Source organism: Curtobacterium sp. MCLR17_036 (assembly GCF_003234445.2).
In the GTDB taxonomy this organism is placed as follows: Bacteria; Actinomycetota; Actinomycetes; order Actinomycetales; family Microbacteriaceae; genus Curtobacterium.
This window is the reverse complement of sequence record NZ_CP126269.1, coordinates 982,344-997,883: the sequence shown is the minus strand read 5'-3', so window position 1 is coordinate 997,883 and position 15,540 is coordinate 982,344. Positions and strand designations below refer to the sequence as shown.

The following is a 15,540-nucleotide window of genomic DNA, read 5'->3' as shown; positions in this document are numbered from 1 at the left end:
CGAACGGGCAGCGTGGGGTCATGGGCATCCGCATCGATCCGGCGCTCGAGTTCGTCTGGCGTGACCCCGCCACCGTGCAGCTCGGCGTGGACCCGCCGCGCGCCCTCGTCGACGTGCCGAGCACGGCCGAGGAACGCTTCCTCTGCGCGCTCCGCCACGAGACCGGACGCGACGCGTTGTCCGGGGTGGCGACGGCGTCGGGCTGCCCGCCGGACGTCGCCGCCCGGGTCCTCGGAGCGGCGTCACCGGCCGTGGTCGACGTGCTCCCCGAGCCGCTCGAGCGCGTCGAGGTGCACGGGCGCGGTCCACTCGCCGACGCGATCGCGGGGTTCCTGAGCGGCGAGGGCGTCACCGTCGTGCGGACGACCGCTCCCCGGGGTGGCCCGGTCGACCTGCCGGAGCACGACCCACGGCTCGCCGTCGTGGTCGCCGACCACGTCGTCGACCCGGCGCTGCGCGCCGCCTGGACCCGGAGGGGCGTGCCGCACCTGCCGGTGGTGGTGGGTGACGGGCGAATCCGTCTCGGGCCGTTCGTGGTGCCGGGTGGTGGGCCGTGCCTCCAGTGCGCGGAGCTCGGGCGGACCGACGCCGACCCGGCCTGGCCGACCATCGCCTCCCAGCTGTGGGGTCGCCCGGCCGCGCCGCTGTCGTCGTGGCGGGTCGCCGCGGTGGCGGCCGCCGCGACCCGCGCGCTCGTCGAACGCCTGCCGCTGCGGACGCAGCGCGCCGACCCGGACCAACTCGTCTTCGACCGCGACGACCTGTCGGTCAGCCGGACGCCGGTGCGGCCCCATCCGCGCTGCGCGTGCCGAGCCCTGCCAGGAACCGGCTCGGGGTCCGGGCTCCCCCACGCGTGGAACCCTGTCTCGACCACGTGATGGTGATCGAGTGACGAGCGCGGGTCAGTCCGACGTAGAACAGCCGACGTTCCTCGTCGACCTCGGTGTCGGTGGTGGCGTGCGAGATCGGGAGCAGCCCCTCGGCGGCGCCCGCGATGACGACATGCGGCCACTCCAGGCCCTTGGAGGAGTGCAGGGTCGCGAGGGTGACGGCGTCGACGTCCGGCTCGTGGTGCGTCGCGGCACGGTCGACGAGGTCCTGCGTGAACTGCTGCATGGTGGTGCCGGCTGGTGCGTCCTCGGCGAGGCCCATGATCGCCTGCAGGGCCTCCCACTGCTCGCGGACGGCGCCGGTGCCCTCGGGGGCGGTGGGCGTCCAGCCGCTCACCTGCAGCACGAGGCGCACGCGGCGGGTCAGCTCGTCGTCCGTCTGCCGGATCGCCTCGCCGCGCATGTGGTGCACCGCGAGCTTGACCTCCGGCCGGTTGAAGAACCGGGTGCCGCCCTGCACCCGGAACGGGATGCCGTTGCGGCCGAGTGCGGACTCGAGGGCGGCGGACTGCGCCCCGACGCGGAACAGCACGGCGCAGTCGCCGTAGGACGCGCCGCCGTCGACGAGCTCGGCGATGCGGCGGGCGATGGTCTGTGCCTCGTCGCCGTCGTGGACGCACGGCACCACCACGGGTTCCGGTCCGGCCTCGGTGGACTGCGCGACGAGGTCGAGCGCGCCCGGCTGACCGCGCATCAGGGCGTTCGCGGCGTGCACCACCTGACGGGTGGAGCGGTAGTTCCGCTCGAGCCGCAGCACCGAGCCGCGGGGGAACTCCGAACCGAAGCCGAGCAGGTAGTCGCTCGAGGCGCCCGCGAACGAGTAGATGGTCTGGCTGGCGTCACCGACGACGCACAGGTCGTCACGGCCACCGAGCCACGCCCTGAGCAGGTCGTGCTGCACGGGCGAGACGTCCTGGTACTCGTCGACGACGAAGAACCGGTACTGCTGCCGCACATACGACGCCACCCGCGGCTCGGACTCGACCATGCCGAGCGTCGTGAGCAGGACGTCCTCGAAGTCGAGCTGCCGACGGTCGTCCTTGAGTCGCTCGTAGGCCTTCATGAGGTCGATGACCCTCCGGGGCGAGGTGTCGCGCGGCATGACGCGGTCGGCGGCGGCGGCCTCGTACTCCTCGAGCGAGAGCATCTGCACCTTGCGCCACTCGACCTCGGCGGCCAGGTCGCGGAGCACTGGCGTGTCCACGGACATGCCGACGGTGTCCGCGGCGTGGGCGATCATCCGGCCCTTCGACTCGACGATCTTCGGCGCGTGCCCGCCGACCGTGTCCGGCCAGAAGTAACTGAGCTGCGCCATCGCTGCCGCGTGGAAGGTGCGCGCCTGGACCGTGCCGGCCCCGAGCGAGCGCAGTCGGGAGCGCAGCTCACCGGCGGCGCGGGTGGTGAACGTCAGGGCGAGGACGTGGTTCGGGGCGTAGGTGCCCGTCGCGACGCCGTAGGCGATGCGGTGCGTGATGGCGCGGGTCTTGCCGGTCCCGGCTCCGGCGAGGACCGCGACCGGGCCGAGCAGCGTCCTCGCGACGGTGCGCTGCTCGGCGTCGAGCGCGGCGAGCAGCTCGTCGGGCGACGGCGGACGGACCTCGGGCGCCCCGGCACCAGCCCGAGCACCCGGCGAACCGGTACCGGCACGCGGAGAACCGGTACCAGCACCCGTGCTGGCACCCGGAGGACCGGCCGCGCCCCGTCCCGGACCGCTCACGGTGTGTCCAGCGGCCCGCCGTACCACTCCTCGATGATGGCGCGGGCGATCGAGGTGCGTCCGGGCAGCAGCAGGGTGTCCCCCGCGCGCTCCCGGATCTCGTCGCGCGAGAACCAGCGGACGTCGAGGATCTCCACACCGTCCGGCCGCGCCGTCGTCGGGTCGCCGTCGAGCGCGCGTGCGCGGAAGCCCACCATCAACGACGCGGGGAACGGCCAGGGCTGCGAGCCGAGGTACTCCGGCTCCTCGACGCGGACGCCGGACTCCTCCCAGACCTCGCGGCGGACCGCGTCCTCCAGGGACTCGCCCGGCTCGACGAAGCCGGCGAGCAGCGAGTACCGGTTCGCGTCCCAGGCGGCGTTCGAGCCGAGCAGGATCCGGTCGTCGGCGTCGACCACGCCGACGATGATCGCGGCGTCGGTGCGCGGGAAGTGCTCGTGGCCCTGCGGGTCGCGGCGCACCCAGCCGCCGGTGACGACGTCGGTGGCCGAACCGGTGCGGGGTGAGAACCCGTGGACGGCGTGCCAGTTCGCCATCGCGACCGCCTCGACCGCCAGCCCCTGGTCGCGCGCCGAGAGCTCGGTGCCGAACATGCGCAGGCTCTCCCACGCGTCGGCGGAGGGCTCGATCGCGGCGGCGGTGTCGTCGTCCACCAGGGCGGCGACGAAGCGGGTGCCGGCGGGGGCGTCGTACGCGTCGGACACGGCCCGGCCGAGGTACAGGACGACGGTGCCCTCCGGTACGTCGGCCGCGGTCACGAAGCGCAGGGCGCCGTCGGCGTTCCGCAGCACCTCGGCGCCGTGCACCGGCAGGAACCGGGCCTGCTCGTCCTCGCGCAGGACGCGCTCGAGGTCGGGGGTCGTGCGGAACTCGGCGTCGCGGTCGAGTTCGTTGCGGGACAGCGGGAGCCGGGAGGCGAACTCGACGGTCACGGCAGAGGGCTCCTCAGATCAGCGGCTTCGGCCGGGAGCGCCCGGGTCAGCGTGGCGCGCCCCGAAGGCGACGACACGGACCTACCCTGATGGGCATGGCGGGATCCCAGTTCACTCTAGCCGCGTTGGCGACGACGGCCGTGCCCGGTCTCCTGGTCACGGGCACGCGCACGCTCGGTTCGGCCGCGGCCGGCGACTACGAGTCCGCCCTCCTCCGCGACGCCGACGGCGTCGAGCTGGTCATCCGCCGCCCGCGGAACCAGCGGGCCGAGGCACGGCAGTCGGCGGACCTCGTCGCGATCCGGGCGCTGAGCGCCGGGATCCGCACGCGCCTGCCGTTCGGCGTGGTCGAGTACCGCGGCCAGGCGCCGATCGGTTCGACCCGCGCCATCGTCACCACCAACCTGCCGGGCACGCACCCGACCCTGCGCTCGCTCGCGGAGCAGCCGGACCTCGCCACGAGCGTCGGTCGCGCCGTCGCGGCCGTGCACCAGCTGCCGACGAGCTTCGTCTCGGACGCCGGCCTGCCGTCGCTGACGCCGTTCGAGGTGCTGCGGTCCGCCGTCTCGGTGATGGACCGCGCGGTGGCGACGAAGCTCGTCCCCGCCGCCCTCGTCGAACGCTGGGAGGGCGCGGCCCGCGACCAGCAGCTCTGGCAGTTCACCCCGACCGTCGTGCACGGCTCGCTCGGCACGGGTGCGTTGCTCGTCGACGGCGACGCCGTCAGCGGCGTCCTCGACTGGGGCGAGCTGCGCCTCGGCGACCCCGCGAAGGACCTGGCGTGGGTCCTCGCCGGCAGCCGCGACGCCTTCGACACCGTCCTCAGCGCCTACGAGGCGAACGGCGGCGGCCGGGACCGCCAGCTCGCGCAGCGCGCGCGGGTGCACCACGAGCTCGAGACGGCGCACTGGCTCCTGCACGGAGTGCAGGCGAAGAGCACCGAGATCGTGGACGACGCGGTCGCGATGATGCACCGGTTGGTCGACGCGGTGCACGCACCGAGCGCCGAGCCGCTGCAGTCCGTCTCCCCCGACACGATGGAGATCGGCGAGGTCGAGCAGCTGCTGTCGTCGACCGAGCGCCGGCACGGCTGACCGCACGGCCTGCCACGTCGACCGTCGCCGCGTCGACCGTCGCGCCGGGTCGCCGGACGAGACCGTCTGGAGGCCCGGTGCAGGCCCGGCGGACCGGCACCGGGCCTCCAGTGCGGAGCGCGTCGGGCACGCAGCGTGACCGGCGCAGGTCCCGACCGGCGCATGTCCCGACCGGCGCATGTCCCGACCGGTGCATGTCCCGACCGGTGCGCGTCCCGACCCGCACGCAGCCCGACCGGTGCGCAGCCCGACCGGCACGCGGCCGGACCGGCGCAGCGCGCGTCGGACGCCAGGCCCCGGCGGTCAGCCGATCGCCTGCCGCCAGGCGCGCTCGAGTCCTGCACGGTCCAGCAGCTCGGTCGGCCGCACCTCGAGGTCGTCGGCGACGAAGTAGAACACCGCGTCGACCTCGTCGAGCGGACGGCCCGTGAACTCGGCGTACGCGATCCGGTACAGGGCGAGCTGCAGGGTGCGGCGCGCGAGGTCGTCGGCGCCCGTCGGCGCCTTGCCGGTCTTCCAGTCGACGACCTCGGCGCGCCCGTCGATCTCGTAGACGGCGTCGAGCTTGCAGACGACGCTGTGCCCGAGGAACGGGATGTGGATCTCCCGCTCGACCTCGACCGGGGTGCGCCCGGCCCAGCGGGACCGGGCGAAGGTGGCCTGGAAGTCGGCGAGCCGGCGGGCGTCGTCGGTGACCACGGCGTCCGGTGACGCGTCGGGCAGGTCGTCGGTGTCCAGGTCCGCCTCGCCGTCCCAGACGTCGAGGGTCTCGAGGGGCCCGCCGCTCCGAGCGCGCTGCTCGACCCACTGGTGGAAGAGGGTGCCGAGCCGCGTGGCGCGGTACGGCCGTTCCGGCATCGGGCGTCGGAGCCGCTCGGCGACCGCGTCCGGCTCGGACAGGTAGTCCTTGAAGCCGGAGGCCGGCACGCGGTGCGGGACGACCACCGCGTGCTCCGCGTCGCGGGTGGCGCGGCGCTCCGCGAGCAACAGGTCGATGTCGGCGGCGAACCGGCCGGCGGCCCCGGGGTTGGCGTTCCGGACGCGCTCGGCCGCCGCGAGCACCCGCGGGGCGCGCTGCCCGAAGGGCACGTGCGGCCACGTCTGCGTGGCGCCGTCGGCCCCGAGGGGGTTCTCCTCGTGCACGGTCGCCTCGGGGATCGCGGCGCCGTCGAGCACGTCCGCGTCGACGAGGTCGCGCAGGTACCGGCTCGGCTCGGTCGGCTTCACCCCGCCGGCCCAGAACGACCCGGAGACGAGCAGGTCGTGCCGGGCCCGGGTCAGCGCGACGTAGGTGAGTCGGCGTTCCTCGTCCTCGTTGCGGGCCTTGACCTGTTCCTTGAAGGCGTCGATCGCGGTGGTGACGTCCTTCTGGGTCTCCTGGCCGCGCCAGCCGAGGGCCGGCAGCTCGGCGGCGTCGCCCCGGAACTCGTACGGCAGCCGGCCGAAGCCGAGCCACCCGGACGAGCCCTCCTGGGGTCGTGCCGGCAGCCCGCCCTCGACCATCCGGGGCACGGCGACGGCGTCCCACTCGAGGCCCTTCGAGCCGTGGATCGTCAGGATCTGGACCGTCCCGGCCTCGGGTTCCTCGGACCGCGGACCCATGTCGTCGCGTCGGGCAGCGGCGTCGATCCAGCCGAGGAACGACCCGAGGTCCGCCCGGTCGTCGGTCGCGACGAAGCCGGCGAGCTCGTCGACGAACGCGTCGAGGTAGGCGCCGCTGCCCTGCTCGTGCGCCGCGACCTCGATGTCGAGGCGCATCTCCTGCACGACGAGCGTCACGAAGTCGACGAGGTCGCCGCCGGCGCGGGAGCGCAGGGCCGCGAGCTGACCGCCCAGGGCGCGCATCCGGGCACGTCCGGCCGCGGTGATGCCCTCGAGCGCGCCGTGCTCGTCGGGTGCGGTCGCGACGAAGTCGAGGGCGTCGACGATCGACCCGTGCTCACCCGCGGCGACGGACGCCCGGAAGGCCGCGGTGAGCTCGTCGTCGAGGCGCTGCTGCGAGTGGTCCCGCTGGAACAACCACCGGGCCAGGTGGTGCAGGGCGACGACGTCCGCCGCGCCGACCCGCCACCGCGACCCGGCGAGCAGCCGGATGAGGTCGTTGCCGGCGGACGGGTCGTGCAGCACCCGCAGGCAGGCGACGAGGTCGACGATCTCGGGGCGCTGGAGCAGCCCCCCGGTACCGAGCACGTGGTACGGCACACCGCGGGCACCGAGCGCCGCCGTGAAGGCGGCGAGGTCCTTCCGCGCGCGGAGCAGCAGGGCCATCGACGCGCCGGGGTTCCGCTCGCGGTGCGCCCGGAACCAGGTCGCGACGGCGTCGGCCTCGTCCGGCAGGGTCTCCGGGAACACGACGTCCACCCGACCGGCGTCCGCACCGGGCCGCGGTGCCAGCCGCTCGACCGCCACCTCGGACGCCGCTGACAGCGGTTCCACGACCGCGTTCGCGGCAGCGAGGACGTCGACCGGGTTCCGCCAGCTCGTCGAGAGCGCGAACGTGACCGGCGTGGTCGAGCCGGCGTCGCTCCCGCCGAAGTCGCGCGGGAACCGGGCGAGGTTGGCCGCACTCGCGCCGCGGAACCCGTAGATCGACTGGTGCGGGTCCCCCACGGCCATCACCGGGTGGTCGCGGAACAGCCGTGCGAGGAACCGGGTCTGCACGACCGAGGTGTCCTGGTACTCGTCGAGCAGCACGACCCGGTACCGCTGCCGGAGCTCGGTCACCACGCGCGGCGCGGACTCGGCGGCGGCCAGCGCCAGGGCGATCTGGTCGGAGAACTCGACGAAGCCGCGGTCGACCTTCTGCCGCCGGAACTCGACGACCAGGTCGGCCAGCGGTTCCAACGACCCGATCGCGGCGACGGCGTCGGTGATCGCCCTGTACGGCTTGCCGCGGTTGCCGGGGAGCTCGAGCAGCTCGGAGAACTCGATGGCGAACCGGCGCAGGTCGTCCGGGTCGACGAGGTGCTCCGACGTGGCACCGGCGAGCGCCACCACGGCGGCCGTCAGGGTGTCGACGTCGCGGTCGAGGCCGGCCAGCCGGTCGTCGCGGGCGGCGACGACGACCCGACGTGCGAGCTGCCACGCGGACGGTTCGGTGAGCACCTGCGACTCCCCGTCGCGCCCGACGAGCAGCGCGTTCTCGCGGAAGACCGCGTTGGCGAACGCGTTGTAGGTCGACACGGTCGGCGCCTCGAACGCGTCGCCGGCGGTGACCAGGCCGACGTCCTCGAGCGCTCGGATCCGGTCGTTGATCCGGACGGACAGCTCTCCGGCGGCCTTGCGGGTGAACGTCAGGCCGAGGACCTCGTCGGGACGGACCAGGCCGTTGGCGAGGAGCCAGACCACGCGCGAGGCCATGGTCTCGGTCTTGCCGCTGCCGGCCCCGGCGACGACGAGCGCCGGGGCGAGCGGCGACTCGATCACGGCGCGCTGCTGCGCTGTGGGGCGGGGGCGGCCGAGCGCGTCCGCGACGGCATCGGCGCCGTGCCGGACCACCGGGGTGGGCTCCGCGCTCGCGGCCGTGTCCACCGTGTCGGTCACATCGGTCACATCGGTCGCGTCGGTCGCGTCGGTCGCGTCGGTCGCGTCGGTCGTGTCGGTCGTGTCGGTCACCAGGTCACCTCCGCGACCACGTGGATGCGGCACTCGACGCCGGTGCGGGCCTTCTCGCAGTGGTCGTCGACGTTCGCCAGGAAGGTCCGGCCGGCCATCCCCCGCGCGACCTCGTGCAACCGCTCGCGGTAGGCGTCGCGGGCCTCGGCGTCGAAGGCGTGCTGCGTGCGTTCCGAGTACGCCCGGCCGGACCGCGGGTTCTGCACGAACACCAGGCGCGCGTCCGTCATCGGCGATCCGGCGGGCACGCCCTCGACCGCGCCGTCCTCGACCGCGAGCTGGTACGCGCCGAGCTGCGGGTGCTCCGGCATGTCGTTCTTCTCGCTCGGCATCCAGCGGCCGGTCTTCAGGTCGACGACGCTCACGCGCCCCTCGGGGTCGACCTCGATGCGGTCGATGCTGCCGCGCATCCGGGCCGGCCCGGTCACCAGGGCGAACGAGGTCTCGGCGCCGAGCACCCGACGACCGGCACCGGCGAACGTGCGCAGGTAGTCGCTCAGCCCCTCGATCATCCGCCGGGTGCGGGCACGCTCGCGGTCGGCGACCCACGGGGACTCGAAGGTGAGCTCGTCCCACCGGGCCTCGACCCGCTGCCACAGCGACTCGACGTCGATCGCGGTGGCGTGCTCCATCGCCTCGTGCACGATCGTGCCGATGCCCATCGCAGGGCTCGGGGCCCCGCCGCCGAAGGTCTGCACGAACCAGTGCACCGGGCACTCCTCGAAGGTGCCGATCCGCGACGGCGAGACCGACACGGTGGGTGCCACCGGTTCACCGCCCTCGACCTCGGGAACCGGGTCGGCGTCGAGGTCGACCAGGGGCTCGTCGGTGGTCGGTTCGGCGAGTCCGTACCAGTCGTCCGGCGACGCACCGGGTACCTCGGCCTCGGCCAGGCGGGCGAGCGCCGACGCCGCCTCGTGGTCGCCCGAGGCGACGACCCGACGGCGCAGCGACCCGGCGAGCCCGCGCAGCGAGAGCGGGTGCACGGTCGGCTGGCGGTCCGGCGGCACGGGCACGAGACGGACGAAGGGCGACGGGGACTCGTCGTCGTTCGCGACGGTGCCGATCACGACCTGCGTCGTCGCGCGGGAGACGGCGCGGGCGAAGAGCCGGAGCTCGTCGGCGACCACGGCGGCGCGGTCGTCGATCGGCGACCGCTCGACGCCCGCTGCCGCGCGCACCAGGCCGTCCGGGTCGAGCAGGCTGCCGCGCACCCGGGTGTTCGGCCAGACGCCGTCCTGCAGCCCGAGCACCACGACGACGTCGCACTCGAGCCCGACCGTCGCCGACGGGGTGAGCACCCGCACGCGGCCGGCGGTGCGGTCCGGACCGATGGAGTCCTCGGGCAGGTCGGCTCCGAGCAGGTCGTCGACGAAGACGCGCGCCGGGGCGTCCGGGGTGCGCTCGACGAACCGCTTCGCCGCGGTGAACAGCCCGACCACGGCGTCGAGGTGCCGGTCGGCCTCGCCCGCGCCGACGCCACCGGCCGCGGACTGCGCACCCCAGGTGCGGGCCAGGCCGCTGCGTTCCCAGAGCCCCCAGAGGATCTCCTCGATGCTCGCGCCGGCGTCGGCGTCGCTGTGCGCCTGCACCAGGCTGCGGGCGAGCCGCGTCGCACGGCGGGCGAACCCGGCGTCGAGCGTGGCGAGGCGTTCCGGGGCGCCGAGCGCGTCGACGAGGAGCTCGTCGGCGGTGCGGGTGCCCCCGCCCGCGAGTTCCTCGCGACGCAGCGCCAACCGCAGGCGACGCATCGCCAGGGTGTCGAGCCCCCCGAGCGGGCCGGTCGCGAAGGCCGTCGCGAGCGCGGCGTCGAGCGGCAGGACGCCGAGGGCGACCGCGGCGGCGTCGAGCAGGGCACGCGCCGCGGAGTCGTCGCGCGGTCGGACCGGCGCGGCACCGGCGGTCGCGGGCACCTCGGCCACCGACAGGGCGCGGACGAGCTCCGGGATCGCCGCACCGCTGCGGGTGACGACGGCCATCCGGTGCCAGGGGACACCGTCGAGCAGACGGTGTTCGCGGAGCCGTCGGGCGATCGCGACGACGAGCGCGGAACGGCTCGCCGCCTCGAGGTGCAGGACGGCGTCGGGCCGGTCGTCCGGGCCGGCGGTGGCGGCGCGCTGCCGTCCGGCCGCCGCCGTGCCGATGCGCGCGGTCACGCCGGAGACGAGCGCGCGGATCGCGGCCGGGTGCCGGTGGACCGTGCCGAGGAACAGGTCGTCGACCCGGTCGACCCCGAGCCGCACGGCGAGCCGGCCGAGCACGTCGGGCTCGGCGCCGCGGAAGGCCGAGGCGGCGATGTCGGGGTCGCCGAACGCGACGACCTGCACGCCGGAGCGGGCCAGGGCGCCGAGGAGCGCGATCTCGCCCTCGACGAGCTCCTGCGTGTCGTCGACGACGACCACCCGCAGCGCGGCCACGTCGGCGGGGAGCTCGCCGCGCAGGACCGCGGCGGTGGCGAAGGCCACGAGTTCACCGGAGTCCAGGCTGGTCGCGCGGAACGCCGTCACCGACGCCCGGTAGTCGTCGACGAAGTCGCCGATCGCCCGCCACTCGGGACGGCCGTGCTCGTCGGCCAGCTCGCGCATGTCCTCGGGTTCCACCCCGGCGGCGACCGCCCGCATCATGACGTCGCGGAGCGCGGTCCGGAAGCCGGCGCGCTCCCGCACGACGCTCGTGATCGGGTCGGGCCACGCCGGACCCGTGCCGTCGACCTCGTGCCCGGCGAGCAGGTCGGCGATGATCCGGTCCTGTTCGCCGCCGGTCAGGAGCGTCGGCGCTTCCTGGCGCTGCACCGCCGCGGCGTGCGCGACGACCTGGAACGCCAGCGAGTTGACCGTCCGTGCCTGGGCGCCGGGGACGACCCGGTCGACGGCCGCCGCGAGCCGGTCGCGGAGCGCCGTCGCCGCGGTGCGCGAGGAGGTCAGCGCGAGCACGGTCGCGTGCCCGTCCGCGCTGATCGCGTCCGGGCGGTGCATCCGGTCGGCGACGAAGCGGGCGAGCGTCGTGGTCTTGCCGGTGCCGGGGGCGCCGAACACGGCGGCGTGCCGGCCGTCGGGCAGCGCGAGCACCGCGGCCTGTGCGGCGTCGTCGGTGAGCGCACGCACGGGCCCGGCGTCTGCGGGGGCTGGCGTCAGCGTGGTCTGCGGCACGCTCGTACGGTACCGACCGCCGCCGACAGGGCCGACGCCCGACGCGCGGGTGGGCGGGTGCGGGCGGCGAGTGCGCCCGCGGCGAACGGCCCGGACCGTCCGGGGCCGCTCGGATACGCTGTCGTCGTGGACATCAAGATCGGCATCATCAACAGCCCGCGCGAGATCGCGTTCGAGACCGCCCAGACCGCCGACGAGATCGAGAAGGCCGTGTCGCAGGCCCTCGCCGAGCAGGCGACGCACCTGTCGCTGCAGGACGAGAAGGGCCGCCGGTTCATCGTGCCGGTCGCGTCGCTCGCCTACGTCGAGGTCGGCGCCGAGGAAGCACGCCGCATCGGCTTCGTCGCCTGACGACGTGGAGCTGCTCTTCGCCGTCCTCGGCGGCGTCATCCTCGGTGCGATCGCGCACGTGGTGCTGCCGTGGCGTGCGACCCGCGGCACCCTGGTCGGCCCGGCGGTCGGCGGCATCGTCGCCGCCGTCCTCTGGGAGGGCCTGACCTGGGCCGGGTGGCCGTACGACGGCACCTGGATCTGGGTCGTCGCGCTGCTGGGCGCCGCCGTGGCGGCACTGGTCGTCGAGTGGGTGCTCGGCCGGCAGCGCACCAAGCACGACGCCGAGTACTACGACCGCCTGAAGACCCGCGGCGCCTGACCCGGCCCAGCGCCGAGCGACAGCGACGGCGCCAGCGATGGAGCCAGCGCCAGCGCGAGCGACGGACGGGCCGCCCCTCAGGCCGTCAGGCCGAGCGCGTCCATCCGTCGGGTGTGCGCCGCGATGAGCTCGGTCCAGACCGGCTCGAGCCGCTCCTGGTCCTCGCGGGCGTGCGACGCGAGCGCCGAGCGTGCGACGAGCAGGGTGTCCCCGACGAGCCGGCGGCCCCACATCGCCAGCCGCGACCCAACCTCCGGGTCCTCGGCGATGCGTGCGGTGAGCTCCTCGACCACGGCGGCTTCCTCACGCGCGTCGAACACGGTGCGCAGCCGCTGCCGCACGTCGATCGGCAGCGAGCGGAGCAGGTTGCCGAACAGGTCGTTGAGGATGCCGGCCGTGACGTAGCCGGTCAGGATCGACTCGTACCAGTCGGCGCCGCTCGTGCGCTCGAGGAACAGGTCGATCGCCTCGCGGTGCGGGTCCATCAGGGCCGCGGGCTCGGCGCCGATGCGCTCGATCTCGGCGACGATCGTGCGGTGCCGCTCGAGGGCCGTCGTCGCGAGGACCCCGGTCACGAGGCGGCCGGACATCGTCGGAGCCGAGGCGCCCGCGCGGCCCATCGTCTCGTAGACGGAGAGCTGCAGGTAGGCGGCCTGCCCCAGGTAGACGTCGAGTTCGGGGCTGACGTCGTCGAGCGCGAGCCGCTCCACCTGGGCGTTCCGCGGGTTCCGCGACGCCAACCACGCGGCTGCGAGCTGCGCCGCGCGCTTCCGGTTCCACCACGACACCACGTGTCCAGCATAGGGGGCGGACCCCGGCGCACCCGCCCGTCGGTAGACTGGCCGGGACTTCCACCAGGACTAAGGTGATCCATTGACTTTCGCAGACCTCTCCATCGAGCAGGACATCGCCGACGCGCTCGCGGGCAAGGGCATCCTCGAGCCCTTCCCGATCCAGCAGCAGACGATCCCGCTCGCCCTCACCGGCCAGGACATCATCGGCCAGGCCAAGACGGGTACCGGCAAGACCTTCGGCTTCGGCCTCCCCCTCATCCAGCGCCTCGGTGCCGACCCGGCGCCCGGCGTGAAGGCACTCGTCGTCGTGCCGACCCGCGAGCTCGCCGTGCAGGTCACCGAGGACCTCGAGGTCGCCACGTCGAACCGCCCGACCACCATCGCGGCGATCTACGGCGGCAAGGCGTACGAGGGCCAGATCGAGCAGCTGAAGGCCGGCGCGCAGATCGTCGTCGGCACGCCGGGCCGTCTCATCGACCTGCAGCGCCAGCGACTCCTCGACCTCTCCCACGTGCAGGAGGTCGTCCTCGACGAAGCAGACCGCATGCTCGACCTCGGGTTCCTGTCGGACATCGAGCGCATCTTCCAGGCCGTCCCCGAGGTCCGGCACACGATGCTGTTCTCGGCCACGATGCCCGCGCCGATCGTCGCGCTCGCCCGCCGGTTCATGAGCCGCCCGGTGCACATCCGCGCGACGGACCCGGACGAGGGCCTCATGCAGGCCAACATCAAGCACGTCATCTACCGCGCGCACTCGCTCGACAAGGACGAGGTCATCGCCCGCATCCTGCAGGCCGAGGGCCGCGGCAAGACCGTGATCTTCACCCGCACGAAGCGCGCCGCGGCGAAGCTGGTCGAGGAGCTCAAGGACCGCGGGTTCAACGCCGCAGCGGTGCACGGCGACCTCAACCAGGAGCAGCGCGAGCGCGCGATGGCCGCCTTCAAGGCCGGCAAGCGCGACGTGCTCATCGCCACCGACGTCGCCGCTCGCGGCATCGACGTCGACGACGTCACGCACGTCATCAACCACACGATCCCGGACGACCCGGACACCTACCTGCACCGTGCCGGACGCACCGGCCGTGCCGGGAAGACCGGCATCGCGGTCACGTTCGTCGACTGGGACGACCTGCACAAGTGGACACTGATCGACAAGGCCCTCGAGTTCGGCATCCCCGAGCCCGTCGAGACCTACTCGTCGTCGCCGCACCTGTTCGAGGAACTCGACATCCCGAAGGGCACGAAGGGCCGCCTGCCCGGCGCCTCGTCGCACGCCGCGTCCGCCGGCGGTCCCGCCGAGAAGCGCGGCGGCGACCGGCCGGCCTCCGGTCCGCGTGACGCGTCGCGGTCGCGCTCGCGCAGCCGTTCGCGGTCAGGAGGCCCGGAGCAGCCCGCCACCGAAGCGTCCGCACCCGAGTCCACGGCTCCCACGTCCGCGCCCACCGAGGGCACGTCGGCCGAGGGCACGACCACGGACGGCGCCGCGAAGCGCCGCCGTCGCCGCCGCCGTCGCGGAGCCGGTTCCGGTGACGCCACGGCGACCGCCTCGGCACCGCAGGGCACGTCGGACGGCGAGTAGCGCCTCCAGACCGAAGGGCCCGTCGCTGACGCGACGGGCCCTTCGTCGTCTCCACCCGCCGACTGCGCTCGCGAAAGCGACAGATCGCCGCGAACTGTCGGCGGAGATCTGTCGCGTTCGCGGAGCGGTCAGGCCGCGCCGTGCGAGATCTGTCGCTTCGGTGAGACGGCGCGACGGTGACGAGACTCGGGTCAGGACAGGCGGGAGCCGGGGCCGATCACGGGGGCGCTGCCGGTGCCCTCGGACACGATGGCGTCGAAGGAGACGCGTGCCGTGCGGTGCTCGCCGAGCCGGTTCGGCTTGCCGGTGCCGTGGTAGTCGCTCGACCCGGTCACGAACAGGCCGTAGCGCGTCGCCCAGTCGAGCAGCGTGCGCTTGCCGTGGGACAGGTTCTCGCGGTGGTCGACCTCGAGGCCCCCGAGCCCCGCGTCGACGAGGTCGCGGAGCATCGGCTCGTCGATGACGATGCCGCGGGACGACGCTGCCGGGTGCGCGATGACGGGGACGCCGCCGGCACGACGGATGAGCTCGACGCCGCGCAGGGGCGACGGAGCGTCGTGCGGCTCGTAGTAGCCGGAGGCCGGGTGCAGGATGCCGCGGAACGCGGCACTGCGGTCGGGTTCGAGGCCGCGTGCGACGAGGGCGTCCGCGATGTGCGGGCGGCCGATGGTGGCGCCGGGGCTGGCCTGGGCGATGACGTCGTCCCAGGTGATCGGGTGGTCCTCGCCGATGCGGTCGACCATGCGGCGGGCACGCGACCGACGGCCGTCGCGGATCCCCTCGGTCTCGGCGACCAGGTCGGGGTCCTCCGGGTCGACCAGGTAGCCGAGGACGTGCACGCTCCGCCACCCGACCCGGGTGCTCAGTTCGAGACCGGGCACGAGCGTCAGCGGCAGCTCGCGTGCGGCCGCGGCGGCGTCGTCCCAGCCCGCGGTGGTGTCGTGGTCCGTCAGCGCGACCGCGTCGAGGCCCGCGTGGGCGGCGGCCCGGACGAGTTCCGCCGGGCGCTCGGTGCCGTCGGACACGCTCGAGTGGGCGTGCAGGTCGATGAACGGATCGGGCACGTCGTCCATGCTATCCACAGGTCCGTGCCCCGATCGGCCGCCGGTGCCGGGCGG

At 74.4% G+C, this 15,540-nt stretch carries 11 protein-coding genes; 5 read left to right on the top strand and 6 right to left on the bottom strand.

Annotation, left to right across the window (positions count from 1 at the left end; all coding sequences use genetic code 11):
- The first annotated feature begins 20 nt into the window (after positions 1 to 20).
- Entirely contained in the window at positions 21 to 878 is an 858-nt protein-coding gene (locus DEI99_RS04690) for a TOMM precursor leader peptide-binding protein (protein WP_111041120.1), read from the top strand.
- Here DEI99_RS04690 and DEI99_RS04685 read toward each other — a convergent pair.
- Together DEI99_RS04685 and nudC are read right to left on the bottom strand one after the other, a co-directional pair.
- A complete protein-coding gene (locus tag DEI99_RS04685; protein WP_258369275.1) occupies positions 769 to 2,607 on the bottom strand; it encodes an ATP-dependent helicase in 1,839 nt (612 codons plus the stop codon). The two genes, DEI99_RS04690 and DEI99_RS04685, sit on opposite strands and share 110 nt — an antisense overlap.
- Positions 2,604 to 3,539 (bottom strand): NAD(+) diphosphatase, encoded by a 936-nt coding sequence (gene nudC, locus DEI99_RS04680; protein WP_111041119.1) that lies wholly within the window; start codon positions 3,537 to 3,539, stop codon positions 2,604 to 2,606. Before nudC ends, DEI99_RS04685 begins: the two co-directional genes overlap by 4 nt.
- A gap of 95 nt (positions 3,540 to 3,634) precedes the next feature.
- Here nudC and DEI99_RS04675 point away from each other — a divergent pair, with 95 nt between their 5' ends.
- Positions 3,635 to 4,633, top strand: a complete 999-nt coding sequence (locus DEI99_RS04675) for a phosphotransferase (protein WP_111041131.1) — start codon at positions 3,635 to 3,637, stop codon at positions 4,631 to 4,633.
- A gap of 303 nt (positions 4,634 to 4,936) precedes the next feature.
- On the opposite strand, the gene DEI99_RS04670 is transcribed toward DEI99_RS04675, so the two are convergent.
- Positions 4,937 to 8,251: an ATP-dependent helicase gene (locus tag DEI99_RS04670; RefSeq protein ID WP_502867020.1), complete on the bottom strand. Its 3,315-nt coding sequence runs from the start codon at positions 8,249 to 8,251 to the stop codon at positions 4,937 to 4,939.
- The gene (locus DEI99_RS04665; RefSeq protein WP_181434376.1) at positions 8,245 to 11,397 is read right to left on the bottom strand and encodes a UrvD/REP family ATP-dependent DNA helicase; all 3,153 of its coding nucleotides are present in this window, start codon (positions 11,395 to 11,397) and stop codon (positions 8,245 to 8,247) included. Before DEI99_RS04665 ends, DEI99_RS04670 begins: the two co-directional genes overlap by 7 nt.
- A 126-nt stretch (positions 11,398 to 11,523) precedes the next feature.
- On the opposite strand from DEI99_RS04665, the gene DEI99_RS04660 reads away from it, so the two are divergent.
- Together DEI99_RS04660 and DEI99_RS04655 are read left to right on the top strand one after the other, a co-directional pair.
- Positions 11,524 to 11,748 (top strand): DUF3107 domain-containing protein, encoded by a 225-nt coding sequence (locus DEI99_RS04660; protein WP_111041117.1) that lies wholly within the window; start codon positions 11,524 to 11,526, stop codon positions 11,746 to 11,748.
- 4 nt (positions 11,749 to 11,752) lie between these two features.
- On the top strand, positions 11,753 to 12,049 hold the full coding sequence (locus DEI99_RS04655; RefSeq protein ID WP_111041116.1) for a hypothetical protein: 297 nt from the start codon (positions 11,753 to 11,755) through the stop codon (positions 12,047 to 12,049).
- 77 nt (positions 12,050 to 12,126) lie between these two features.
- On the opposite strand, the gene DEI99_RS04650 is transcribed toward DEI99_RS04655, so the two are convergent.
- On the bottom strand, positions 12,127 to 12,840 hold the full coding sequence (locus DEI99_RS04650) for a ferritin-like fold-containing protein (RefSeq protein ID WP_258369270.1): 714 nt from the start codon (positions 12,838 to 12,840) through the stop codon (positions 12,127 to 12,129).
- Between the two features lie 82 nt (positions 12,841 to 12,922).
- On the opposite strand from DEI99_RS04650, the gene DEI99_RS04645 reads away from it, so the two are divergent.
- Positions 12,923 to 14,422 carry a DEAD/DEAH box helicase gene (locus DEI99_RS04645; protein WP_111041115.1) on the top strand — a complete coding sequence of 500 codons (1,500 nt, stop codon included), beginning with the start codon at positions 12,923 to 12,925 and terminating at the stop codon, positions 14,420 to 14,422.
- Positions 14,423 to 14,613: 191 nt separating this feature from the next.
- Here DEI99_RS04645 and DEI99_RS04640 read toward each other — a convergent pair whose 3' ends face one another.
- Positions 14,614 to 15,495 (bottom strand): PHP domain-containing protein, encoded by an 882-nt coding sequence (locus DEI99_RS04640; RefSeq protein ID WP_111041114.1) that lies wholly within the window; start codon positions 15,493 to 15,495, stop codon positions 14,614 to 14,616.
- Positions 15,496 to 15,540: the final 45 nt, after the last annotated feature.